Source organism: Ornithinimicrobium sp. CNJ-824, from assembly GCF_001942405.1.
In the GTDB taxonomy this organism is placed as follows: domain Bacteria; phylum Actinomycetota; class Actinomycetes; order Actinomycetales; family Dermatophilaceae; genus Ornithinicoccus; species Ornithinicoccus kibberensis.
The window spans coordinates 1-22,260 of sequence record NZ_MKKA01000011.1 but is presented as its reverse complement, the minus strand read 5'-3'; the positions used below and the strand labels follow the sequence as shown (position 1 = coordinate 22,260).

Sequence of the window (22,260 nt, the reverse complement as noted above, 5' to 3'; positions counted from 1 at the left end):
GTTCCACGGAAGCCGACGGGGCGCAGTGCGTCGATGAGTTACCTCTGTTGCAACGAGTCGCGGTACGGATGCCCATGGACTCTCACGGCACGTCAACCCTTGGATCAGTTCCGCAGAATCGGCTCCGAGGCGACCAGGCGTGGGATGGCCTTCACGTAGATCATCATGCCGAGGAGCTCGACCATGGTTTGGGTGACGACGACGAGCGGAACCAGGCCCAGGCGCCGGCAGGGCCAGCGCCAGCGGGAGTACCACTAGCGAGTTTCGAGTGGCGCCACTGAAGATCACGGCCCTCGTGCTGCCCGAATCGAGCCGTGCGACTCGTGCGCACGCCATCCCGAGGGGAACCATCACCACCAGAAAGGCTACGTAGAGAGGGACGACGGCCAACAGCGCGGTGACCTCTTGCCCAACTGCGTGGATCTGCGATGCGATCACCACAGCCAGTGTCGCCATCATGAACGGGACCATCATCGCCTGCATAACGGTCATCACGGTCTTGCCGGCTGCCCATTCTTGGGACAGCCACTGGGTCAAAGCCGCCAAGGTGAGCGGGACGATGATGAGCCCGATGAGCGCTTCGAGGAAGGGGCCTGGCTCGATGGCCGAGACGAGCTCCGGCCCGACGAATAGGAGCAGGTAGAAGGGCAGCAACAGCATCTGGGCCAGCATGAGCAGCGGCGCTGTAGCGAGCAGACGCTCACTGGAGCCGCCTGCCAGCCCGGCGAAGACGATCACGTAGTCGATGCACGGGGTCAGCAGCACCAGCAGCACACCCACCAGCAGGGCCGGGCTGTCGGCCACGAACCGCGACAGGGCAAAGACCACGGCGGGAACGATGACGAAGTTGAGGACCAGGATCGTGGCGATGAAGCGCACATCGCGCACGGCCTGACCGATCGCCGAGAACGGGATCCCCAGGAACGTGGCGAACAGCAAGAGCCCGAGCACGGGAGTGATGGCATTTTCAAGAGGCCCGGCGGCAGCGGGCAGCGACCAGCCAAGGATCGCTCCACCTGCGATGGCGAGGAGATACAGGCCAATCTGGTGGCGCTCCATCGCTTGGATCAAGGGGGTCAACGGCACCGTGCCAGCGTAAAGAGGCCCGCGCTGGCGACTCGTACCTGGGGACGGGTCCACGCTCGGCGTGAGCGTTGTTCAGGCGCAGCAGCTGGTGGGGATGGTGGTCCGGAACAGGCCGGCCGCTATGCGGAGGGCTTCGCTCATCGTGAGGTAGGGCGCCCAGGTGTCGGCCAGGTCGTCGACGGTCAGCCCGAACTTGATGGCGTACGTCGCGGCGAGCATGAGTGAACCGCCCCAGGTTTGATGCCGCTCCTGTTTGAGTCCAGGAGGATGAGCACCATGCCCAAGAAGATCGATGAAGAACTGAAGGCGCGCGCTGTGCGTCTGGTGCAGGACCACCGCGGGGAGTACTCCTCGCTGACGGCTGCCGCGGCGGTGGTGGCCAAGCAGCTCGGCGTGGGGAAGGAGTCCGTGCGCCGCTGGGCGATCCAGGCCGAGGTCGACAGCGGCCAGCGCCAGGGACCGACGAGTGAGGAGCTGGCGGAGATCAGGTCGCTGAAGAACAAGGTCCGCCGCCTCGAGGAGGACAACGCGATCCTGAAGGCCGCGACGGTTTTCTTCGCCGGGGAACTCGACCCCCGCAACCGCTGATCATGGGGTTCATCGACACCATGAAGGCTCAGGGCCACGCGGTCGAGTCGATCTGTCGGGTGCTGCGCGAGCAGGGCTGCCAGGTCGCCGCGCGGACCTACCGCAGCTGGAGGCAGCCCGGCCGCGTGGTCGCGGCACGGACGCTCTCCGACGCTCACGTCGTCGCCGCCGTGCGGCAGGTCGCCTGGACCACCGACCGGCACGGGCGACGCAAGCTGACCCCGGAGGGCCTCTACGGGCGGCGGAAGATGACCGCCTACCTGCGCCGCACCGACCTGCCCGAGGCCAGCGCGGGGTCGGTGGACCGGGCGATGAGCACGCTGGACCTGGTCGGGGTGCGCCGCGACAAGGGCACCCGGACCACGATCCCGGCCAAGGACGGCATCCGCGCCGCTGACCTGCTCGACCGCGACTTCACCGCCTGCGCGCCGAACCGGGTCTGGGTCACCGACTTCACGTACGTGCGGACGTGGGCCGGGTTCACCTACGTCGCGTTCATCCTCGACGTCTACGCCCAGCGGATCGTGGCCTGGCACGCCGCGACGACCAAGCACACCGACCTGGTGATGATCCCGCTGCGGATGGCGCTGTGGCAGCGCGACCGCGAGGGCCACCCCACCCCCGCCGGTGAGCTGATCCATCACTCAGATTATGCCGAGGACTGGGTTAAGCCGAGGCCTGTGCGTCTGGCCTGCGTGTGAGGGGGTGGCCGGCTGGTTCCTCGGCTTAACGACCTGGGCTACCGCAGGTCGTAGAGGGCCTGGAGCTTTTCCTGGGTGAGTGGCTGTGTGGGTGGGGTGCTGATCGCGGGGGTGGCGGCGTCGACGGCCTGGCGCATCATGTCCAGGGTCGCGAACGCGTAGAACGCCGATGTCGTCGAGGCGCTCTCGTGGCCGAGCAGGCGCATGATGATCGGCAGCGGGATGCCTTGTTGGTAGAGGTCCATCGCCTTGGTCTTGCGCAGCATGTGGCAGTGGATGCTCGCCGGGACGGTGGGGCTGGTGGCTCGTGCGGTGCTCGCGGCTGTCTTCAGCACGGTGGCGACGGTGTCGACCGACAGGGCGGTCGGCTGCCCACGGTGGTTGCTGTAGAACACCGGCCTGCTGGCCGGGAGTCGGTCTTGGTCGGGGTGGAACTCGGCCAGGTAGACGCCCAGGTGCGCTGTCGTGACGTCGGCCAACGGCACGGTGCGGGTCTTGTTCCGCTTGCCGGTCAGCCTGACGTGGGCCGGCTTGTCCAAGCTCAGGTCGGCCAGGGTCAGGTCGGTGATCTCGCTGACGCGGGCGGCGGTCTCGTAGAGCAGGATCAGCAGCATCCGGTTCCGGCGCGACTTGACGGTCTTGCCGGTGAACGCGCCCAGCACGGCCCTGGTCTGATCACCGGTGAGGTACTCGACCGGCCTCCTGGGGCTGGCCGGGGCTCGCAGGGCTTGGGCGCCCTGGTGGAGCGCGACCAGGGTGATGTCCTCGGCCGCGCTGTAGGCCAGGAACGCCTTGACCGCGCTGAGCCGCAGCGCGGTCGTGTTCGGCGCGTAGCCCTTCTGCTCGCTCATCCAGGCCAGCCACGCCTTCAGGTGGGCCCGTTCGAGGTGGTCGAAGCTGACGTCCTCACGGTCCACGCCTTCGACTCGCTCAGGTAGCCGATGAGGCACTCCAGGCTGATCCGGTAGGCCTGGACCGTCCTGGGTGAGAGCCGCCGGGCCCTGGGCATGTAGGCGTGCGGGTAGTCCCTGGCGAAGACCCAGAAGTTCGGGGCGTCGGTGTCCGGGTCGCGTCTCATTCGAACCCCACCTCCGGCAGCACCGAGGCGGCCGAGGAGACCGTGTCGGCGTAGGCGGTCATGAAGTCCGGGGAGGTGTGGACGTAGTAGTAGGTGGACTCGAAGGTCGCGTGTCCCATGTAGGCGGCCAGGTAGGGCAGCAGCGCGGCCACGTCCTTGCCCTGGGCCGCCCACCGCTCGATGTTGGCGTAGGCGAAGTGGTGCCTGAAGTCGTACGGGCGGGGAGCCTTCCCGCCGGGACGCCGGACCAGGGCGGCCTGGTCCCAGATCCGGTTGAAGATCACCCCGACCGCGGCAGGGCTGACCTGGGTTCCGACCGCGGAGATGAAGAACGTGGGCCGTGCCGGGAAGCGACGACGGGAGAGGTGGTCGCAGGCCCGCAGCACCTTCACGACGTCCTCGGTGACCGGGAGCCGGCGGCTGCGCTCACCCTTGGCCGAGACGATGTCGACGCGAGCGTGGGTCAGGTCGACGTCCTGGGTGGCCAGGGCACGGGCCTCCCCGGTCCTGATCCCGCAGCAGTGCATAAGCGTGAAGAACGCGACCGCCTGCCACGCCCACGGGGAGGCGGCGCGAAGGTGGGCCGCGGCGGTGAAGAACGCGTCGATCTCGGCCGTGCTGAGCAGGTAGGGGTGGGCCGGCACGAAGGGTGCCTTCCACCGTTCGGAGAGCACGTAGGCGTCGGTGTGGCCGTGAGCCTGCAGCCAGCGGCCGAAGTCGCGGATGTAGGACATCCAGGATCGGTAGGCCCCGCAGCGGGACAGCCGGTCGGTCACCCAGCCCTCGACGGTGACCTGGTCGAACGTGTCGAGGCCGCGCTCGGCGCACCAGGCGTCGAACTTCCGCAGGTACCAGACCCGGGAGGCGCCGTGGAAGCCCATGGCCTCCTTGAACGCCAGATACTCATCCAGCTGTGCGGCGAAGACGCTGGTGAAGCCGTGACCGGTGCTCATGATCGTCCACCGACGGGCACGGGCAGCACGCACTCGAGCAGGCGGTCGGCATCCAGGCTCAGGTAGGTGCTCGTCGACTCCTGGCTGGCATGGCCCAGCACCGCCGAGATCGTAGGCAGGGGGACGCTGGCGGCTAGCAGCTTGGAGGCGGCGTTGTGCCGCAGGAACGAGGTCCCGGCCTTGACCTGGGCGAGGCCAGCCGTGCGGAACGTCTGTGCGATCACCCGGTAGATCGAGGCATGATCGGCCAGCCCGGTGTACGGGGCCACCGACCGCAGGAACACGTGATCGTCGCCCGAGGCGGGTCGTTCGTCAAGGACGTAGTCCGCCAGCCTGGCCAGCACCAGAGCTGCTAACGGCACGGTCAGGGGGTTCTTCGTCTTCTGCTGCACGATCCCCACCGTCGCGCCGCGCCAGTCGATGTCGCTCAGCCGCAGGGCGACGATGTCGCAGGCACGCAACCCTGTAGTCAGCGCCAGCAACGTCAGCGCGCCGTCCCGGGCGGACACCGCCGGGCCGGTGCACGCCTGCACGACGTGCTGGGTGTCGGCGTCGTCGAGGACGGCAAGGATCCGGTGGGAGCGCCTCACGCCGGCCAGGCCGCCGCGTCCACCAGGTCGGTGCGCCCGGTGAACTTCAGGAACGGGCGGAAGTTCGACACCACCCAGAACAAGGATGACCTCGCCCACCGCTCGGTCAGCGACTCCAGGAACGCCAGCACGCTGGCCCCGTCGGCACCGTCCAGGCCGGTGACCCCCTGGTCCTCCAGGAACACCAGGTAGGCGCGGGCGATGCGCCCGTACGCCGCGCGCGTGGCCGGGGCCAATCCCCGATCGGCCATGTCCTGCTCCCACGAGGCATCGAGTGCCACGAACTGCTCCGAGGCTGGTCGAGGCCCCCCACCACCGCGCTTCCGCGTCGCCAGGTCGAACCGTCCGGTCAGGACGTAGGTGTCGAGCAGGGCGACCAGTCGGTTGTAGTCCAACCGGCGCTGAGCGCTGAACCGCCCGGTCCGGGGACTGACCGTCAGCCTCGCGAACGCGGCCCCCAGCGCAGGGGTGTACACGCCGCCGCGCGCCGCGACGAACCCGGTCAGTGCCCTGATCGTCTTCTCGTACTGGCCGACCGTCGACTCCTGGTAGCCAGCCGTGCGCAGCCCGTCCAGGACCACCGCGCCGAGCTCCTCCACCGTCGCACCCATGACCGTCTCCTTCCGCTGGTTGCACGAACACAGCGGACGCTAGCCACGGACCCCCGGCCGTTAAGCCGAGGAACCAGCCGGCCACCCCCTCACACGCAGGCCAGACGCACAGGCCTCGGCTTAACGCACTGCTCGGCATAATCTGAGTTCAGCGGAATTCCGCTGAACTCAGACGCGGGGTCGCAATATACGAGTCTGAGGCTGACCGAGCACCTCGCGCTGGAGGAGATCCGGCCCTCCATCGGATCCGTCGGCGACGCGTACGACAACGCGCTGATGGAGACGGTCAACGGCCTCTACAAGGCCGAGTGCATCCGCACCACGGTCTTCCACGACGGGCCCTACAAGAGCATCGCCGACGTCGAGTACGCCACCGCCGGCTGGGTCGACTGGTACAACACCCGCCGGCTCCACAGCTCGCTGGGCAACGTCCCACCCACGGAGTACGAGCAAGCCCACTACGCTGCTCTCAACCGAGAGCCGCACCCCGTATAGGACCGGCAGAGAACCTGGGGCGGTTCATGAGCTCTCCGGCGCCGTAAGGTGCGGCGTGCACACCCAGGACCTTGCGGGTCTGGGCGTCGATGACGAGTTTGAGGACCCCCCGAGTGTCCTCGCTGACCAGTGCGCGCAGAATGTCCTGTGCACCCAGGATTCGGCAAGTCGCAGTCGTGGCCGAGCTCGAGGGCGCGGGCTTCGGTCAGTCCGGCGCTGGCCATCTGCGGAGTGGTGAAGGTGACCCCCGGCAGGCCGCGCGGTAGTCCACCGTGGAGGGCTCACCCAGCGCACCGGCCGCGGCAACTCGGCCAGTCTTCGCGGCGACGTAAACGTACTGCGGCGCACCGGAGACATCCCCGGCCGCGTGCACGCGGTGGTTGGTCGTGCGCAGGTTCTCATCCACGAGGATGAATCCGCGTGCGTCGGTGCCGATCCCGGCGGCCTCCAGCCCCAGACCGCTGGTGCTGGCGCGGCGGCCGGTGGCGATCAACAACCGCTGGCCATGGACTTGAACGCCGCTGTCGGTGGTGACGATGACCCCTCCGGCGTGAGGCGCTACTTCCCGCCCGCATTCCTCGAGCACCGTGATGCCCTCCTCCTGGAAGGCGGTGCGGAGCACGTCAGCGACCTCGGGTTCGGCGTAGGGGGCCACTCGGCCCACGAGGGTGACGTCGACGCCCAGGTGTGCCCAGAGCTGGGCCTGCTCCAAGCCGACGTACCCACCACCGAGCACGACCATGGAGGTGGTGGGCAGGTCCTGTTGCTCCATGGCGGTGGTCGAGGTCAGGTCGGCCGGCTACGTAGACTTGGACTTGCAGCGATGATCGGTATTGGTCGATGCTAGCGTCCATGCGGGATGAACGGCAACGAGGCAAGACCGAGGCCCAGGGAGGGCAGCTGTGCTGATGAACCGGATCGAGACGATGCTCGTCGACAGCCCACCCCGGGCGTGGCTGCAGCGTTCGTACGAACTGCCGCTGTTGGAGCGTCTGGGCGCCCGGATCGCCGGCCTGCGCGTGGTCGAGATCGGTTGTGGGCGCGGCGCCGGTGCCGAGCTGCTGCTGCAGCGGTGGGGCGCCGCGCACGTCACAGCGGTGGATCTGGACCCGGTGATGGTCCAGCGTGCCCGGCGGCGCTTGGCGCGGTTCGGGTCGCGGGTCGATGTGCGCGTCGGTGACGCACGCGCGCTGCCGGTCGCCGACGCGGCGGTGGATGCCGTCGTGGACTTCGCGGTGGTCCACCACGTCCCGGTCTGGCGCGAGGCGGTGGCCGAGGCGGTGCGGGTGCTGCGCCCGGGCGGGCAGCTTGTGTTTGAAGAGGTCACCCGCCACGCGTTGCAGCGCTGGTCCTACCGCACGTTCCTCGAGCACCCGAAGGTCGACCGGTTCAGCGCCGAGGAGTTCGTCGAGGCGCTGGGGGAGCTGGGTCTGTCGCTGCCGGTCCCTGCTGTGACGCGGTTCTTCGGTGACTTCGTCCTCGGCGTCGCCGTCAAGCCGGCGGCCGCGAGCCCAGGTCCGCTGTGAGCGGCCATACGATCCTCGGTCTGGCGCTGTTCGTCGTGTGGGCCTTGCTCGCCGGGGGTGGGTCGCATGGCCGTCCAGCGGCGGCGCACCGGTGACAGCGGATTCCGCTTCGCGGCCGCCGCGCGCGGCACCCGGCAGTGGTGGGCCAATCGCATCAGCGGTGCGGGTTCTCTCCTGGTCGGCGTCGCCGCACCGGTCGCAGACCTACTCGGGCTCGACCCGGTGGTGTCACCGCTGAGCTCGCCGGCCCTGCGCACTGCAGCGGCCGTGGTGGCCGCGTCAGGCATCTTCTGCACCTACGCTGCGCAGCTGGCCATGGGCACCGCCTGGCGCATCGGTGTCGACCCGACAGAACGCACCGAGCTGGTCACCTCCGGGCCTTTCGCGTTCGTCCGCAACCCGATCTTCACCACCGCTCTTATCACCTTCACCGGGCTCGCGTTGGCCTCCCCGAGCCTTGTTGCCTTGGCGGGCCTGGTCCTGGTCTATGCGGGCATCCAGATGCAGGTCCGCGCCGTCGAGGAGCCGCACCTGCTGGCCACGCACGGGCGGGCCTATGCCGACTATGCCGCCCGCGTGGGGCGGTTCGTCCCCGGGATTGGACGCCTGCGTCCGACTTCTTGAGTTCCAGGTAGCCACGCTTTAGGCCCTGGTGCCCCAGGGACATGACGTCGCTGGAGGCCAGCGATTGCGGGATGGCGTTTCAGGTCGGGTCCGTCTTGGCCACGGGCGTCGGTCACTTGACGGCCATGATCTTGCTGGTAGTGGTCGGAGTCGACGTTCTTGGGGTTGCTGGCGTTCATCAGCCGCATTCACGGTGTAGCGGAAGGCGTCACGTGCTCACCCCCGAGTAGCTGTGCAGGCCGGTGATGAGCAGGTTGACGACGGTGTAGTTCAGGATGATGCAGAGCATGCCGAGGAGTGCCACGTAGGTGGCGTGTCGTTTGGTCCAGCCGCTGGTGGCGCGGGAGTGCAGGTAGGCGGCGTAGACGACCCAGATGATGAAGGTCCAGATTTCCTTAGGGTCCCAGCCCCAGTAGCGGCCCCAGGCCACCTCGGCCCAGATCGCGCCGGTGATGAGGGTGAACGTCCAGAGCGGGAAGGCGAAGATGTGGATCCCGTAGGTCATCGTCTCCAGTTTGTCTGCCTGGGGCAGGCCGGCCAGCCAACCCCGGATGCGGTTTCTCTTCTCGGCTGAGTCGCGGAGCAGGAAGGCGACGCCGAGGGCGGCCCCGATGATGAACAGCGCCACGGACAGCGTGGCGAGGGTGACGTGGATGGACAGCCACATCGTGTTGTCCAGGGCGGGCATGAGTTGGGAGGCCTCGGTGTACCAGATCTTGCCAGCGCCAAGGACGGCCATGACTGGCAGCACGACGAAGGGACCGAGCCACAGCCGGTCGCGTTTCAGGCTCCACGTGGAGTAGACGATGAGGGCGAAGGATGCGGCGACGATCGCGAACTCGTACATGTTGCCCAGCGGCCAGCGTTGTACCGACAGGCCACGCAAGATCGTGCCGCCGACGACTCCGAAGGTCGCCAGCCAGGTGAGTTGGACCCCGATGATGCCCCAGCGGCGGGTGACCTCGGCGGGATGACTGACTGTTGGTGGCTCGACTGCGGCGGTGGTCGGCGTGGTCGAGTCCGTCAGTCCAGTGGCACAGTCGTCAACGACTGTGTCTGCTGGCTGCTCACCGTCGGCGCCAACACCCACGCGGACCTTCTCGCGGGCCTTGATTTTATCGTGGCGTTCCCTGGCGGTTCCGGTGACGGCCAGGTGTGCCGAGAAGGAGATGAGGGCCAGCGCGAGCACGGCCAGGCTGGCCCAGATGGCGATGTCGCTGGACAGGGCCAGCTGTGGGTCGGTCATACCGTGTCCTTGTCTCGATGGTGGGTTTTAGGAGTATTGGTCCGGCCACCCGTGGTCCCGGTGATCCGGAGCAGGACGTCGTCGACGACGGCCTGGAGTCCGGGGTCGCTGCCCTTGGACTGGCCACCGATGCTCACTAGTGTCTGCATCGGACCATTGATGGGGTGTTCAGGGTTGATCCGTACGTAGATCCGGCGTCGCTTGATACCGAGCATCAGGGCCAGGCCGACGGTGGTGGCGATCGCGAAGCCCAGGGCTGGTATCCGGCCCGGGTCGTGCCGCACCAGTAGCCCGGCCCAGCGGATTATGCCGTCGAACTCCACGGTGGTGCCGTCGGGTAGCTCGAAGTACTCGCCCGGGCGGATCAGCATCGCGACGGGGTTGCCCTCCTCGTCGGTGAGCTGGGTCATCTGGTCGGTGTCGATATTGAAGACCGACTGCGGGCGCCGTCGGGGAACAGGTTTCCCTCGAATGCCGTCAGTGCCAGCACGGGGTCGACCAGGCCGGGGAAGGAGGACGTCATCCCCAGCTCGGGATCAATGCGCAGGGTCGGTAGGAAGCCGCCGACCAGACCGAGGCCGGGGTCTCGCGCGGTGACCTTGATGGCGCCCTCGCTGGCGTAGTTGTTGTCCTGTGGGAGGAAGGTGACCGCGTCGGAGTAGAGGACTTCTCCGTCGGGGTCGCGGATGGTCACGATGGGGGCGTAGCCGTTGCCGAGCAGGAAGATGGAGTCTCCGGCCACGGAGATCGGGTGGTTGACTGCGAACTCCTGCTGCTCGGGTTCCCGGCCGGGGACCTCGACGGTGGCCAACCCGTCGAACCTGCGGGGTTGGCCGAACTGGGCGCCTTCGGCCTGACTCTCGAAGGCTACGTCGAGTTTGTTGAGCTCCACGGTGAACGTGGGAATGTCCCCCTCACCGGCCAGCGGGCTGAAGTTGAGCGTGTCGAAGGTGCCGGCAGTGGCCGTCCACGACTGCCCCTCCTGGATGATGATCTCCCCGCGCCAGCCGAACAGGTTACCGGCGGCGAAGGCGACGATCACACCCAGCAGAGCCAGATGGAAGAGCAGGTTTCCGGTCTCCTTCAGGTACCCCTTCTCGCCAGTGACCCAGAGATCGCCGTCTTCGGCCTCGCGCAGCCGGTAGCCCTTCGCCTTCAGCGACTGCCGGGCTGCGGCCAGTACCTCGGGTGCCTCGGCGGTGAGGGTTCCGTCGGCGCGGGCGTGCAGCCTGGCCAGGCGCCGGGGTGCCGGCGGCGGCTGGGCTCGGATCGAACGCCAGTGTTGGCGCATCCGCGGGATGATGCAACCGACCAGGCTGATCACCAGCAGCAGATAGATCGAGGCGAACCACGGGGAGGAGAACACATCGAAGAGGAACAACCGGTCCAGCCAGGGCGCCAGGTCGGGGTTGTTCTCGAAGAAGGTGCGCACCTGCACCGGGTCCACGGAACGTTGCGGGAAGATTGAGCCGGGGAAGGACGCGGCCGCCAGCAGCAGAAGCAGGTAGATGGCGGTGCGCATGCTGGTCAGCTGCCGCCAGGCCCAACGTGCCCAGCCCAGTGCGCCGAGCCGGGGGCCGCCCAAGGTGGTGCGGTCCTTGGGATAGGACGGCTCGATCCGTTCCGGTGTTCGCGTGCTGGCCATGTCAGATCACCGTGGTGAAGTTGCTGGTCAGTCGGGTCTGGACCCACGCCATGGCCTCGGCCCAGATGCCGGCGATCATGAGCAGGCCGAGGAGGACGAGCAGCCCGCCGCCGACGCGCTGCACGAGCAGGTAGTGGTCGCGCAGCCAGCGCGAGGCGCGGCTGGCCCAGCCCAGCCCGGCGGCGGCGAGCACGAACGGCACCCCCAGTCCCAGGCTGTATGCGGTGCCCAGCACCAGGGCGCGGCCCACCTGGTCGTCCCCCGGGAGGATCGAGGTGCCGAGCGTCTGGATCGCGGCGAGCGCCGGTCCGGTGCAGGCGCTGAATCCCAGGCCAAAGGCGACCCCGAGCAGCGGAGCCCCGGCGATCCCGGCGGCCGGTCGCCATCGCACCGAAACTGATGCTGTCGGCTGCAGCAGCATGACCAGGCCGAGGCCGAGGACGACCGCGCCGGACAGGCGCAGCAGCAGCCCCTGGTGCTGCGCCAGGGCCATGCCCAGGGAGGAGATGACCACGCTCATCGCCATGAAGACGGCCGAGAAACCCATAACGAACAGCAGCGCCCCGACCGTCGGGCGCCACCGCCCCGGCGCGTGAGCGCCCGACATGGGCGACGCCATTCCCGAGAGGTAACCGACATAGCCGGGGACCAGCGGTAGCACGCACGGCGAGGCGAACGAGACGAGACCTGCCAGCGCGGCGATCGCGGCGGCCAGCAGCAGCGGCCCGCTGAGAACGACCTCGCTCACCGGGCGGACTCACTCTTCAGCACGTCCTCGACCAGGCCGCGCAGCGTCGACGCCTCCACGGGTCCGCTGACCCGGGCGGCGAGGCGCCCCTGTCCGTCGAGGACCATCGTGGTCGGCGTCGCGACGGCCAGCCCCTGCAGCTGGGCGCGGGTGCGCCCGCCGTCGTCCTGGAGCGAGGGGTAGGACACGTCGTACTTCTGCTGGAAGGCCAGGGCGCTGGGTACCGAGTCACGGCTGTTGACCCCGATGAACTGCACCGGCTCACCCGCCTCGGCGAACTCGGTGGCCACCTCCTCCAGGTCCGGCGCCTCCTCCACGCACGGCCCGCACCACGACCCCCACACGTTGACCACCACGACCTCGCCCAGGTGGTCCTGCGAGGACCACGCCTCGTCTTCCAGGGTCGTCCCCTCCAGGGTGATGACGGTCTCGCGCTCCTCCGGCGCCAGCACCTGGATGGTGCCGTCACCGGCGACGTATCCCTTCTGGTCGCCCTGACGCATCTGGTCGTTGATCGTCGAGCCCTCGCCACCGCAGCCGGCCAGGACCACTGCTACGGCCGCGAGCAGGGCCAGGAGGTGCCCGCGGGTCACCGGAGCAGCCCGTCGAAGTCGCCGTGTGCCCCGTTTGCGAGCATGCCTCGCGAGCGCACGACCGAGATCGTCTGTCGGCGAGGCCGTCGACCGCTGGCCGGCTCGAGGGGGTCGGGGCGTCCTGCTCGTCCACCGCCTCGCTCCACCCGGGGTCGCCCTATGGTGCCCATGCCGCTTACCTTCCATCCGCTACCACTCTGCCTGCCGAACGCGATGGTTGAGGGTCGCCACGGTGGTGACGAGCCGGCCACACGGCCGCCCGTGCGACTCTACCCTTTGCTGACAGCAGCGTCACTCGCTACCATCGCCGCATGTCGATTCTAACCCCGCCCGGTGGGTCCCAGCCTGACCCGCCAGGAGCTGGGGGCAACCAGAGGCGCTCCAACCGCCTTGCGGCGCGTGGCCCTCGAGCAGCAGGCGTGTCCGGTTCTGCCCCGGCCGATCCCCGCCAGCGGGTGTCAACGACCCCTGGTGGGCGTCGTGTGGGATGGACAGCAGCGTCCGTGACGAAACTGGCACCGCGTCGCGCCGTCCTGGTGGCCGGTGCCGCGGCGGTGGCGGTGACGGACCTGTTGGTCAAGGCGTGGGCTGAGAGCGCGCTGGAGGCGGGGCTGGCCCTGGGTCCGGTCGACCTCGTGCTGAGTCACAACCCGGGGGTGGCGTTCTCCCTCGGCGCTGACGCGCCGGCCGCACTGGTCGTCGCGCTCACCGGCCTGGTCATCGTCGCGATCGCCGTCGTGGCCTGGCGGGCCGCTCCGACGTGGGACTGTTGGCGGCTCGCCGCAGTGACGGCGATTCTTGGTGGTGGGTGCGGCAACTGGATCGATCGCTCCCTTGACGGTGTGGTGACCGACTATCTGCACAGCGGGTGGTGGCCCACGTTCAACCTGGCTGACACCGCGATCGTCACCGGGGTCGTCTTGCTGGCGCTGCTCGAGCTGCGCTCACCACGGCAGCCGGCCGGGACCGACACCAGTGGCTGACCGCGTGGCCACGTCGCCCGCCTGACCCACCACACACGACCGAAGGCATCACCCTGTGCTCACCTCAGTCCTGCAGGCCTTCGGGCTGTTCATGGCCACCAACATCGACGACATCATCGTGCTGTCACTCTTCTTCGCCCGGGGCGCCGGCTTGCGCGGCACGACCAGGAAGATCGTCGTGGGTCAGTACCTGGGCTTCGGCGGCATACTCGTCGCCTCGGTACTGGTCTCCCTGGGCGCGGTGACCTTCCTGCCCGAGTCGGCGATCGCCTACTTCGGGCTCATCCCGTTGCTGCTCGGCCTGCTGACCGCATGGAAGGTCTGGCGCGGCGACGGAGACGATGACGACCGGGTCGCGGACAAGACGATCAGCGCCCTGACGGTCGCCGGTGTCACCTTCGCCAACGGCGGTGACAACATCGGCGTCTACGTCCCCGTCTTCGTCACCGTCGGCGCCGGCGCGGTCGTGGCCTACTGCGTCGTCTTCCTCGTCCTCGTCATGGTGCTTGTCCTGCTCGCCAAGTTCGTCGCCACCCGTAGGCCCATCGCAGAGGTCCTGGAACGCTGGGAGCACGTCCTGTTCCCTCTGGTCCTGATCGGACTCGGCGTGGCGATCCTCGTCGAAGGTGGCGCCTTCGGCCTGTAGGTAGGGGCGCATCGGTCCCTGCCCTGTCCGAATGGCGTTTGTCGCACCGGGCCAGAGTCTTCTCAGGGTCTGGCTCTACGATCCGCGTCGGGACTTCCCGCATCCTCGGCCAGACTGGCCGATCGTCCGTGTCGCCTGATGAAGGAGTGCCCGTGCGGCGCAACGTGATCCTGTCCCTCCTGCTGATCGCCGTCTTCGTTGCGGTGGTGGCCGTCGCCGTTGGCGTGACCCGCCCGCCGTCCGGCACCGGTGTCGCGGACTCGGCGCGAACGAGCTCGGCCGTGCCGGTCGTGAGGGAGGACAGCCACGTGCTCTCCGACGCCGGTGAGGGCGCGCCGGTGCTGGTGGAGTTCCTGGACTTCGAGTGCGAGGCGTGCCTGGCGGCCTACCCGCTGGTGGAGCAGATCCGCGAGGAGTACGCCGGGGAGCTGACGTTCGTGGTCCGGTACTTCCCGATCCCCAGCCACGCCAACGCGATGAACGCGGCGGTGGCGGTCGAGGCGGCGGCCCAGCAGGGCCGGTTCGAGGACATGTACACGCGGATGTACCAGACGCAGAGCGAATGGGGCGAGCAGCAGGACTCCAAGGCGCCGCTGTTCCGGCAGTTCGCCCAGGACCTCGGGCTGGACATGGCCGCCTACGACGCCGCCGTCGCCGACCCCGCCACCCAGCAGCGCGTGGAGCAGGACCGGCAGGACGGCATGGCACTGGGTGTCCAGGGAACCCCGACCTTCTTCCTGGACGGTGAGCTGCTGCAGCCCACCTCCGAGGGCGACTTCCGCGCCCAGATCGATGCAGCCGTCAACCGCTGAGCCCGCCGCGCTCACCGCTCCTTCCCAGGAGCCCGGCGCGCCGGTCGGGAGGGCCGTGGGGTGGGTCCTGCTCGTGTGCGGCTGGGTCGGTCTGTCGGCGGCGTTCGTGCTGCTGGTGGAGAAGATCCGGCTGGTCGCCGACCCGAGCTACGTGCCCAGCTGCAGCATCAGCCCGCTGCTGAGCTGCGGGTCGGTGATGAGCACCCCCCAGGCGGAGCTGTTCGGGTTCCCCAACCCGATCCTGGGCGTGGCCGGCTTCGCCGCCCTGGTCACCGTCGCCGTCACGATCATCAGCGGCGCCCGGCTGCCGTCCTGGTACTGGATCGGCCTGACCGCGGGTACGGCGCTGGGCACGGTGTTCGTGCACTGGCTCATCTTCCAGAGCGTCCACCGCATCGGTGCGCTGTGCCCGTACTGCATGGTGGTCTGGGTCGTCACCGTGGCCGCGTTCGTCGCGGTACTGGCCCGGTGGTCCCGCGCCGGGGCGCTTCCACGGTGGGTCGGAGACTACGCCGTCACGATCGTCACGACATGGTGCCTGGTGGTCGCGGCTCTGATCGCCGTCCGGTTCTGGGACTACTGGATCACCCTCGCCTAGGACGCTTGCCGCGGCTCAGGCGCCGGGACGGCCGGCATCCGGCTATGATCGGCGCATGACGATGACATCACAGAGCGCACCCGCGCCAGGCGACGGCACCCGAGCTGAAGGGCTCGACGTGGCGGCCGCGCTGTTCCACGGTCTGTCAGACCGGTCACGGTTGGCGATCCTGCAGCACCTGACGCTGGGGGAGCACAAGGTGCGCGACCTCACGGAGCACCTGGGGCTGGCGCAGTCCACGGTCAGTGCGCACCTGGCCTGCCTGCGAGACTGCGGCCTGGTGGTCTCGCGCCCGGAGGGCCGGGCCTCGATGTTCTCGCTGACCAGTGCTCCGGAGCTGCTGGACGTGCTGGACGCGGCGGAGCGCCTGCTCGCGACGTCGGGGTATGCGGTCGCGCTGTGCCCGAACTACGGCGCGGGGACCGCGGGGAACCCGGCCCCCGAGCAGCTGCGCCCCCACGCCGGGCAGGAGGCGGGGGCGTGAGCGGGCCGCAGACGCCGCAGCGGGAGGTGGCGGTGGACGCGTGCGGATGCGAGGCTCCCGTCGCCCCACCAGCTCGAGCAGGAGAGGTCGAGGAGCCGGCGACCCGGCTGTGGCAGGTGCGGGAGGTGCAGCTGGGTCTGGCCTCCGGTGCGCTGCTGCTGGCCGGGTTCTCGCCGGGCTCGGGGGATGGGAGACCGTCGAGCTTGTGCTCGCCGCGGCGGCGCTGCTCGTGGGTGGCTCCACGTTCGTGCCGGGTGCGCTGCGCCGTCTGGCGCGCGGCAAGCTCGGCGTGGGTCTGCTGATGACGATCGGCGCGGTCGGGGCGACCCTGCTGGGGCAGGTCGAGGAGGCTGCTGCGCTGGCGTTCCTGTTCTCCCTGAGCGAGGGCCTGGAGGAGTACTCCCTGGCCCGCACCCGGCACGGCCTGCGGGCGCTGTTGGACCTGGTGCCCAAGGAGGCGAGCGTGCTCCGCGACGGCCGGGAGCTCGTGGTGGACCCGGCACAGCTGGTCATCGGCGACGTGATGGTGGTGCGGCCCGGGGAGCGGCTGGCGACCGACGGGACCGTGCGGACCGGTCGAAGCGCCCTGGACACCTCGGCCATCACGGGTGAATCCATGCCGGTGGAGACCGGGCCGGGCAAGGACGTCTTCGCCGGGTCGATCAACGGCACCGGCGCCCTGGAGGTGGAGGTCACCTCCACCGCGCAGGACAACTCGCTGGCCCGGATCGTGCACGTCGTGGAGGCCGAGCAGTCCCGCCGCGGCGCCACCCAGCGACTGGCCGACCGGATCGCCCGCCCGCTGGTGCCGGGCATCCTGGTCGCCGCAGGCCTGACGGCCCTTCTCGGCGCGCTCCTGGGCGACCCGTCGGTGTGGGTGCACCGGGCCCTGGTGATGGTCGTCGCCGCCTCTCCCTGCGCGCTGGCGATCTCGGTGCCGGTCACCAGCGTCGCCTCGATCGGGGCCGCCAGCCGCCGCGGGATCCTGGTCAAGGGTGGCGCCGCCATGGAGACCTTGGGCAGGGTGCGCACCGTCGCCCTGGACAAGACCGGCACCCTGACCCGCAACCGGCCGGCCGTGGTCGACGTCGCCACCAGCGCCGGGACCGACCGGGAGCAGGTGCTGGCCTGGGCGGCCGCGCTGGAGGCCCGCAGCGAGCACCCGCTCGCCGCAGCGATCCTGGCCGCCGCCGACCGGGCGCTGCCGCGCAGGACGTCGACGCGGTGGTCGGCGCCGGGCTGGTCGGGACCGTGGACGGTGCCCGGGTCCGGCTGGGCAAGCCCGACTGGGTCGACCCGGGCACCTGTCCGGGGACGTCATCAGTATGCAGCGGGCGGGGGCGACCGCGGTCGTGGTCGAGGTCAACGGTCAACCGGTCGGCGCGATCGCCGTCCGGGACGAGCTGCGGCCGGAGGCGGCCGAGGTCATCGCCCGCTTCCGCGACCACGGCTATACCGTGGCCATGCTCACCGGCGACAACCACGTCACGGCCGCTGCCCTGGCGGACCAGGCCGGGATCGAGCAGGTGCACGCCGACCTGCGCCCGGAGGACAAGTCGAAAGTGGTCACCGGGTTGCGCGGCCGCGGCGCGATCGCGATGGTCGGCGACGGCGTCAACGACGCACCAGCGCTGGCGACCGCGGACGTCGGCGTGGCGATGGGCGCCATGGGCACCGACGTGGCGATCGAGACCGCCGACGTGGCCCTAATGGGCGATGACCTGCGGCTGCTGCCGTTCGCGTTCGACCACGCCCGCCGCACCCGGACGATCATGCTGCAGAACGTCGTGCTGTCCCTGGTCCTGATCGCGGTCCTCATCCCGTTGGCCCTGTTCGGTGTGCTTGGCCTGGCAGCCGTGGTGCTGGTCCACGAGCTGGCCGAGGTCCTGGTCATCGCCAACGGCGTCCGCGCCGGACGCACCCGGCAGCTGCCCACCCTGACCGCCTCCCCGGCGGATCCCGCCCGTCTGGAAGGAGCGACTGCATGAGCGCCGGTCACGACCACGGCGTCGGGACCAGCCACAGGGGCCGGCTGGCGGTCGCGTTCGCGATCACCGCGACCATCCTGGTCGCCGAGGTGATCGGGGCCCTGTGGACCGGCTCACTGGCGCTGCTGGTCGACGCGGGGCACATGCTCACCGACGCCGCCGGGCTGGCCATGGCACTGGTCGCCGCGTCACTGGCGCTGCGCCCACCCACCCCGGCCCGCACCTGGGGGTTCCGCCGTGCAGAGGTCCTCGCCGCCGGCGCCCAGGCGACCGTGCTCCTCGGGGTCGGGATCTACGCCTTCGTCGAGGGCGTACGGCGGCTCTACGAACCGCACGAGGTCAGCTCCACCGGCCTGCTCCTCTTCGGCATCGTCGGCCTGGCCGGCAACATCGCCTCGATGCTGGTCCTCAGCACCGGTAGGGCCGCGAACCTGAACATGCGCGCCGCCTTCCTCGAGGTCGTCAACGACGCCCTCGGGTCCGTGGCCGTCATCATCAGCGCCATCGTCATCGCGACCACCGGGTGGGTCCGCATCGACGCGATCGCCGGCATGGTCATCGCCGCCCTCATCGTGCCCCGGGCGATCGCCATCCTGCGCGAGGCCGGCCACATCCTGCTGGAGTCGACCCCCAAGGGTCTGGACCTGGACGACGTCCGTGCCCACCTGCTCGCCGTCCCGCACGTTCAGGACGTGCACGACCTGCACGCCTCCACCATCGCCACCGGACTGCCCGTGCTGACCGCCCACGTCGTCCTCGAGACGAGTGCTTCGCCGACGGTCACGCCGCCGAGATGCTCGCCCAGCTCCAGGACTGCGTCGCCGCCCACTTCACCGTCAGCATCGAGCACTCCACCATCCAGCTCGAACCCCCGCACCACGCCGAACGCGAGCACGCCGCCCATGCATAGGCTGGCCCGTCCGGTCCGGACGGGCCATGGATACTTCCTGCTGGTGCTCGCGGCACGCATGCTGCTCGGTCTGCTGGGCGGTGCCGCCCTGTGGCTGGCGTTCCCGGGGCACGACGTGTGGTGGCTGGCGATCGTCGGGTGCGCCGCGCTCGCGCTGGCCACCGCAGGGGCGTCCTGGTGGGCCGGCGCGCTGTCCGGGTTGCTGCTGGGACTGGCCTGGTTCACGCCGATGTTCACCTGGGCCGGCACCTACGCCGCGCTCCGGCCTGGCTTGCCATGAGCGTGGCCTCCGCCTTCTACCCGGCCGCCCTCGGCGTGCTGCTGACGCTGCTGCAGCGCACGGGCGCGGTCCGCCCCGTCGTCGGTGCCGCGGCGTGGGTACTGATGGAGTGGGCCCGCTCGGTAACACCGTTCGGCGGCTTTCCCTGGGCACGGCTGGGCTTCAGCCAGGCGGACTCACCGATGCTCGGCGCCGTCAGCCTCCTGGCAGTCCCGGGATTCGGCTTCCTCCTCGCCTTGACCGGTGGTCTGCTCGCCGTGGCCGTGCAGCGGTTCCTCGCACCTGGGCGCACGCACCTGGGCAGGGCCACCGGAGCGCTGGTTGCTGCCGCTGTCCTGGTGGTCGGGCCGGTGCTGGTTCCCCGCCCGACCGGGGGAGAGCCGGTGCGCGTGGCCGCGCTCCAGGGAGACATCCCCGAGGGGTACACCCGGACCCTGACCGCCGAGCCGGGGACGATGCTCAACCGGTATGCCGACCGCACCCACGAGCTAGCGGCCCGTGTCGACGCCGGCCAGGCTGCGGCTCCGGACCTGGTCGTGTGGCCCGAGGGCGCCACCGACCTGGACCCGCTGGACCCGCGGGTCGGCCAGGCGGCCACCGACCAGATCATGGCGGCAGTGGAAGCCGTCGGCGCCCCGCTGGTGCTCGGTGGCCTGTCCCGACAGGGCGGTGCCGGGCCACCCGCCAACATGGTGTTCAGCTACCTGCCCGGGCTAGGGCTCGACCAGACGTACAGCAAGATCTATCTGGCGCCCTTCGGTGAGGTCATGCCGCTGCGCCCGCTCCTGAGGCACCTCAGCCCGTGGGTGGACCGGATCGTCGACCTCAGCGCCGGCGACCGCCCCGGCGTGGTGCCGGTGCCGCTTGCCGACGGCCGGCCCGTGGACCTGGGACTGGCCATCTGCTTCGAGATCGTCGTGGACCGGGCAGTGCGCGACCTCGTCACCGGCGGCGCGCAGCTGCTCGTGGTCCCCACCAGCAACGCCTGGTTCGGCGACGGAGACCAGTCCGCGCAGCATCTGGCCATCTCCCGGGTCCGGGCGGTCGAGTACGGCCGCTCCGTCGCGCACGTCAGCAACGTCGGTGTCTCCGGACTCATCACCCCGGACGGAGTCGTTCACCAACGCAGCGACCCGTACACCCAGGCGACCCTGCTGGGGCAGCTGCCGGTGCGCACCGAGCAGACCCTCGCCGTCCACACCGGCCCCTGGGTCGTACCCGCCGCCGCCCTCGTCGTCGCCGTTGGGCTCTTCTGGCAACCACGGCGACGGCTGCCTCGCCGTGGATCACCCGGGGCCCACACAGGCGCCTGATCCAAGGTGGGGGCCATCACGCCGGGGGCGGCTTATCCGTGGCGTACGGCAGAGAGTCCGACCCCGACGGCCACGCTCGCCGCGAGGAAGAGCGTGAAGAAGCGATACAGGCCCACGGCTGCTCCCCCGCCACGCACCGCGGTCGCGAAGAGTACGAGGGCCGCCAGCAGCACCAGCCCCCCAACGGCGACCACCACGGGGATCCCGGGCATACCACCGACAAGAACGATGCCGCTACCGAGGTTCCACGCCATGACCTCGGACCAGACTCGCCACGACGCCAGGTCCGACCCGCCCACGAACGCCTGACCGCCAGCAAGAACGATCTGGCCGACCCCGACCACTAGCACGAGGTAGGCAGCTGCCCATGACCCCATGGGCAGCGCCAGAGGCCCTGTGACGGCAGCGAGCAACCCACCCAGCACGACCCCCACGGACCCGAGGTCCAGGAAGGTCGATAGCTGGTCCAGACCTGCCGGTCCACCACGAACTCGGCTGGCTCAGCACGGGACATGCGATACCTCTCCGAAGACTGCAACGACCCGGTCCCCGCGACTCCGCGGCCCCGGGCGACGGATGAACCACGCCTCGGCGGGGCAACCAGAACCGGGGCACCGCAGGTACAGCGGCAACCTGCAAGCACACGGTAGGTGTCAATGGCCAGTTGTAGGCGACCGGTGCTTCACCAGTTGGCCGCTGAGCCGAGTTGGACAGGCTCGCCGGTCACCGGCGTTCCGGACACCACATCTGCAGCCCGACGAGGGCCCGGGCTATCGGCACGATGCGCAAGGGCAACCGCACTGAGGGCAGGCTGCAGGGCATTTACGTGCGCCGGTTCCGCGCGCTGGAGCCGACCGCCGATGAGACCGCGGGCCACGTGTTGTGGCAGGAGAAATAGCAGTCTGTCGGGAAGTCTTGCGCTCGTCCCGTTCCGGACCGGGACGGTGGTTTCGCGTCACCGTCACCCCGATCGCTGGCGGGACTCAGGTGGACCTCGTCCTCGGCAGCGTGGTCTGGGGCAGGTCGCAGCGGCTGCTACGACCCCCATCATCCGGCTCGGGCAACTGCTCGCGAGCCGCAACGCTCTCTATCGACTCGGGATGGTGATCGAGGAAGATGCGGGGAGCGCCCCCCGCTAGCCGCCCACGAACCGATGCTGCCGACCCCCAGCCAGCCTGGTCTGCAGATCAGGGCCGAGATTCCGACAAGTTGTTGAGACAGCCGGAGTCTCACCAAGATGTCGCTGCGCAGGTCAGTGGGCTGCGCGCCCGACAGGTCGCCCGAGAACCTACAACAGCCGGCCCCACGGGGAGTCCTCCCTCCCGCAGGCGGTGCAGGCGTAGATGGCCTCGTTGCCGGTGCAGGGCGCGCACGCCGGCCGGCGTGCGGTGTCGTAGAAGGCCAGCACCCTGATGTTGGCGCAACCGGGGCAGGCCGTGGCTGTGCGGGCGAAGCGCAGGGTGCAGCGCTGGCAGACGGCCTTCTCCAGGACGACCCGGGTGCATCGGTCGTGTCGCCCGCAGTGCGCGCAGTCCTGGCGCGGCAGCCGCGGGCGTGGGCTCACCGGTCCTCGGGCGGGCGGCGGACCCGGGCCCGGATCGGACGCAGGTCACCGATGCCCGGTCCGCCCTCCCCGGTACCGGTCTTGGAGGCTTGCTCCTGCACGGCGGTGGGGACCAGCAGGTCGTTCGGTTCGCAGTCCAGGATGTCGCACAGGGCGGCCAGGACCTCCATGTTCAGCCGTTGCGGGGTCCGGGCCACC

Annotated in this window: 23 protein-coding genes and 6 pseudogenes; 13 read left to right on the top strand and 16 right to left on the bottom strand. The window is 69.7% G+C overall.

The window, feature by feature from the left end:
* Positions 1-104 precede the first annotated feature (104 nt).
* Positions 105-1,059: pseudogene (locus BJF81_RS04460) on the bottom strand (arsenic resistance protein).
* 99 nt (positions 1,060-1,158) lie between these two features.
* Complete coding sequence (locus tag BJF81_RS17235) at positions 1,159-1,305, bottom strand: hypothetical protein (RefSeq protein ID WP_237770077.1); 147 nt, start codon at positions 1,303-1,305, stop codon at positions 1,159-1,161.
* A 57-nt stretch (positions 1,306-1,362) separates the two neighbouring features.
* Between BJF81_RS17235 and BJF81_RS19125 the strand changes: the two are divergent.
* Positions 1,363-2,324: pseudogene (locus tag BJF81_RS19125) on the top strand (IS3 family transposase); the annotation flags it as partial.
* An 89-nt stretch (positions 2,325-2,413) separates the two neighbouring features.
* Here the strand turns inward: BJF81_RS19125 and BJF81_RS04445 are convergent.
* The 5 genes from BJF81_RS04445 to BJF81_RS18510 are packed head-to-tail and all read right to left on the bottom strand — an operon-like array spanning position 2,414 to position 5,607.
* Positions 2,414-3,292: a tyrosine-type recombinase/integrase gene (locus tag BJF81_RS04445; protein ID WP_202817424.1), complete on the bottom strand. Its 879-nt coding sequence runs from the start codon at positions 3,290-3,292 to the stop codon at positions 2,414-2,416.
* Positions 3,244-3,453 carry a hypothetical protein gene (locus tag BJF81_RS18520; protein WP_202817423.1) on the bottom strand — a complete coding sequence of 70 codons (210 nt, stop codon included), beginning with the start codon at positions 3,451-3,453 and terminating at the stop codon, positions 3,244-3,246. Before BJF81_RS18520 ends, BJF81_RS04445 begins: the two co-directional genes overlap by 49 nt.
* Entirely contained in the window at positions 3,450-4,406 is a 957-nt protein-coding gene (locus tag BJF81_RS04440; protein ID WP_075957315.1) for a tyrosine-type recombinase/integrase, read from the bottom strand. The genes BJF81_RS18520 and BJF81_RS04440 overlap by 4 nt, the downstream gene beginning before the upstream one ends.
* Positions 4,403-4,996: a tyrosine-type recombinase/integrase gene (locus BJF81_RS18515; RefSeq protein ID WP_202817422.1), complete on the bottom strand. Its 594-nt coding sequence runs from the start codon at positions 4,994-4,996 to the stop codon at positions 4,403-4,405. Before BJF81_RS18515 ends, BJF81_RS04440 begins: the two co-directional genes overlap by 4 nt.
* Positions 4,993-5,607 carry a site-specific integrase gene (locus BJF81_RS18510; RefSeq protein WP_202817421.1) on the bottom strand — a complete coding sequence of 205 codons (615 nt, stop codon included), beginning with the start codon at positions 5,605-5,607 and terminating at the stop codon, positions 4,993-4,995. The genes BJF81_RS18515 and BJF81_RS18510 overlap by 4 nt, the downstream gene beginning before the upstream one ends.
* Positions 5,608-5,772: 165 nt before the next feature.
* On the opposite strand from BJF81_RS18510, the pseudogene BJF81_RS04430 reads away from it, so the two are divergent.
* Positions 5,773-6,102 (top strand): annotated as a pseudogene (locus BJF81_RS04430) (transposase); the annotation flags it as partial.
* Here BJF81_RS04430 and BJF81_RS19120 read toward each other — a convergent pair.
* Positions 6,077-6,241 carry a hypothetical protein gene (locus tag BJF81_RS19120; RefSeq protein ID WP_446740543.1) on the bottom strand — a complete coding sequence of 55 codons (165 nt, stop codon included), beginning with the start codon at positions 6,239-6,241 and terminating at the stop codon, positions 6,077-6,079. The pseudogene BJF81_RS04430 and the gene BJF81_RS19120 sit on opposite strands and share 26 nt — an antisense overlap.
* Before the next feature lie 66 nt (positions 6,242-6,307).
* Positions 6,308-6,892: an FAD-dependent oxidoreductase gene (locus tag BJF81_RS04425; protein ID WP_446740542.1), complete on the bottom strand. Its 585-nt coding sequence runs from the start codon at positions 6,890-6,892 to the stop codon at positions 6,308-6,310.
* Positions 6,893-7,010: 118 nt separating this feature from the next.
* On the opposite strand from BJF81_RS04425, the gene BJF81_RS04420 reads away from it, so the two are divergent.
* Both BJF81_RS04420 and BJF81_RS04415 read left to right on the top strand, forming a co-directional pair.
* Entirely contained in the window at positions 7,011-7,628 is a 618-nt protein-coding gene (locus BJF81_RS04420; protein WP_187345494.1) for a class I SAM-dependent methyltransferase, read from the top strand.
* A 66-nt stretch (positions 7,629-7,694) separates the two neighbouring features.
* Positions 7,695-8,252: a methyltransferase family protein gene (locus BJF81_RS04415; protein ID WP_075957313.1), complete on the top strand. Its 558-nt coding sequence runs from the start codon at positions 7,695-7,697 to the stop codon at positions 8,250-8,252.
* Between the two features lie 208 nt (positions 8,253-8,460).
* Here BJF81_RS04415 and ccsB read toward each other — a convergent pair whose 3' ends face one another.
* The 4 genes and pseudogenes from ccsB to BJF81_RS04395 form a co-directional block, all read right to left on the bottom strand.
* Positions 8,461-9,498 (bottom strand): c-type cytochrome biogenesis protein CcsB, encoded by a 1,038-nt coding sequence (gene ccsB / locus BJF81_RS04410; RefSeq protein ID WP_006593167.1) that lies wholly within the window; start codon positions 9,496-9,498, stop codon positions 8,461-8,463.
* Positions 9,495-11,020, bottom strand: a pseudogene (gene resB, locus BJF81_RS04405) (cytochrome c biogenesis protein ResB). The gene ccsB and the pseudogene resB overlap by 4 nt, the downstream one beginning before the upstream one ends.
* Before the next feature lie 124 nt (positions 11,021-11,144).
* The gene (locus tag BJF81_RS04400; protein WP_006593165.1) at positions 11,145-11,891 is read right to left on the bottom strand and encodes a cytochrome c biogenesis CcdA family protein; all 747 of its coding nucleotides are present in this window, start codon (positions 11,889-11,891) and stop codon (positions 11,145-11,147) included.
* On the bottom strand, positions 11,888-12,484 hold the full coding sequence (locus tag BJF81_RS04395) for a TlpA family protein disulfide reductase (protein WP_006593164.1): 597 nt from the start codon (positions 12,482-12,484) through the stop codon (positions 11,888-11,890). The genes BJF81_RS04400 and BJF81_RS04395 overlap by 4 nt, the downstream gene beginning before the upstream one ends.
* Before the next feature lie 536 nt (positions 12,485-13,020).
* Between BJF81_RS04395 and BJF81_RS04390 the strand changes: the two genes are divergently transcribed.
* From BJF81_RS04390 to lnt, 9 genes and pseudogenes are all read left to right on the top strand, one after another.
* Positions 13,021-13,467 (top strand): signal peptidase II, encoded by a 447-nt coding sequence (locus BJF81_RS04390; protein WP_237770021.1) that lies wholly within the window; start codon positions 13,021-13,023, stop codon positions 13,465-13,467.
* A 91-nt stretch (positions 13,468-13,558) separates the two neighbouring features.
* Positions 13,559-14,113 carry a cadmium resistance transporter gene (locus BJF81_RS04385; RefSeq protein ID WP_075818543.1) on the top strand — a complete coding sequence of 185 codons (555 nt, stop codon included), beginning with the start codon at positions 13,559-13,561 and terminating at the stop codon, positions 14,111-14,113.
* A gap of 152 nt (positions 14,114-14,265) precedes the next feature.
* The gene (locus tag BJF81_RS04380; protein WP_006593161.1) at positions 14,266-14,925 is read left to right on the top strand and encodes a DsbA family protein; all 660 of its coding nucleotides are present in this window, start codon (positions 14,266-14,268) and stop codon (positions 14,923-14,925) included.
* Positions 14,926-14,980: 55 nt separating this feature from the next.
* Positions 14,981-15,523 carry a vitamin K epoxide reductase family protein gene (locus BJF81_RS04375; RefSeq protein WP_010148049.1) on the top strand — a complete coding sequence of 181 codons (543 nt, stop codon included), beginning with the start codon at positions 14,981-14,983 and terminating at the stop codon, positions 15,521-15,523.
* Positions 15,524-15,578: 55 nt separating this feature from the next.
* A complete protein-coding gene (locus tag BJF81_RS04370) occupies positions 15,579-16,007 on the top strand; it encodes an ArsR/SmtB family transcription factor (RefSeq protein ID WP_010148050.1) in 429 nt (142 codons plus the stop codon).
* Positions 16,004-17,995, top strand: a pseudogene (locus BJF81_RS20245) (heavy metal translocating P-type ATPase). Before BJF81_RS04370 ends, BJF81_RS20245 begins: the two are co-directional and overlap by 4 nt.
* Positions 17,992-18,905: pseudogene (locus BJF81_RS04360) on the top strand (cation diffusion facilitator family transporter). Before BJF81_RS20245 ends, BJF81_RS04360 begins: the two co-directional pseudogenes overlap by 4 nt.
* 43 nt (positions 18,906-18,948) lie before the next feature.
* The gene (locus tag BJF81_RS19100) at positions 18,949-19,185 is read left to right on the top strand and encodes a hypothetical protein (protein ID WP_237770020.1); all 237 of its coding nucleotides are present in this window, start codon (positions 18,949-18,951) and stop codon (positions 19,183-19,185) included.
* The gene (gene lnt / locus BJF81_RS04355; RefSeq protein WP_237770019.1) at positions 19,182-20,498 is read left to right on the top strand and encodes an apolipoprotein N-acyltransferase; all 1,317 of its coding nucleotides are present in this window, start codon (positions 19,182-19,184) and stop codon (positions 20,496-20,498) included. The genes BJF81_RS19100 and lnt overlap by 4 nt, the downstream gene beginning before the upstream one ends.
* A gap of 32 nt (positions 20,499-20,530) precedes the next feature.
* Here lnt and BJF81_RS19095 read toward each other — a convergent pair whose 3' ends face one another.
* The 3 genes from BJF81_RS19095 to BJF81_RS04340 all read right to left on the bottom strand — a co-directional run.
* Positions 20,531-20,842 (bottom strand): hypothetical protein, encoded by a 312-nt coding sequence (locus tag BJF81_RS19095; RefSeq protein ID WP_237770018.1) that lies wholly within the window; start codon positions 20,840-20,842, stop codon positions 20,531-20,533.
* Between the two features lie 944 nt (positions 20,843-21,786).
* Positions 21,787-22,062: a hypothetical protein gene (locus BJF81_RS04345; RefSeq protein ID WP_075957312.1), complete on the bottom strand. Its 276-nt coding sequence runs from the start codon at positions 22,060-22,062 to the stop codon at positions 21,787-21,789.
* A partial coding sequence (locus BJF81_RS04340; protein WP_143780662.1) for a helix-turn-helix domain-containing protein occupies positions 22,059-22,260 on the bottom strand: 202 nt, incomplete at its 5' end. The genes BJF81_RS04345 and BJF81_RS04340, both read right to left, overlap by 4 nt.

Coding starts and splice junctions, on each gene's coding strand:
- BJF81_RS04420 (WP_187345494.1), top strand. CDS start 7,011: ATGAACCGGATCGAGACGATGCTCGTCGACAGCCCACCCCGGGCGTGG.
- BJF81_RS17235 (WP_237770077.1), bottom strand. CDS start 1,305: ATGCTCGCCGCGACGTACGCCATCAAGTTCGGGCTGACCGTCGACGAC.
- BJF81_RS04415 (WP_075957313.1), top strand. CDS start 7,695: ATGGCCGTCCAGCGGCGGCGCACCGGTGACAGCGGATTCCGCTTCGCG.
- BJF81_RS04440 (WP_075957315.1), bottom strand. CDS start 4,406: ATGAGCACCGGTCACGGCTTCACCAGCGTCTTCGCCGCACAGCTGGAT.
- BJF81_RS04370 (WP_010148050.1), top strand. CDS start 15,579: ATGACGATGACATCACAGAGCGCACCCGCGCCAGGCGACGGCACCCGA.
- BJF81_RS18510 (WP_202817421.1), bottom strand. CDS start 5,607: ATGGGTGCGACGGTGGAGGAGCTCGGCGCGGTGGTCCTGGACGGGCTG.
- lnt (WP_237770019.1), top strand. CDS start 19,182: ATGAGCGTGGCCTCCGCCTTCTACCCGGCCGCCCTCGGCGTGCTGCTG.
- BJF81_RS18520 (WP_202817423.1), bottom strand. CDS start 3,453: ATGAGACGCGACCCGGACACCGACGCCCCGAACTTCTGGGTCTTCGCC.
- ccsB (WP_006593167.1), bottom strand. CDS start 9,498: ATGACCGACCCACAGCTGGCCCTGTCCAGCGACATCGCCATCTGGGCC.
- BJF81_RS04385 (WP_075818543.1), top strand. CDS start 13,559: ATGGCCACCAACATCGACGACATCATCGTGCTGTCACTCTTCTTCGCC.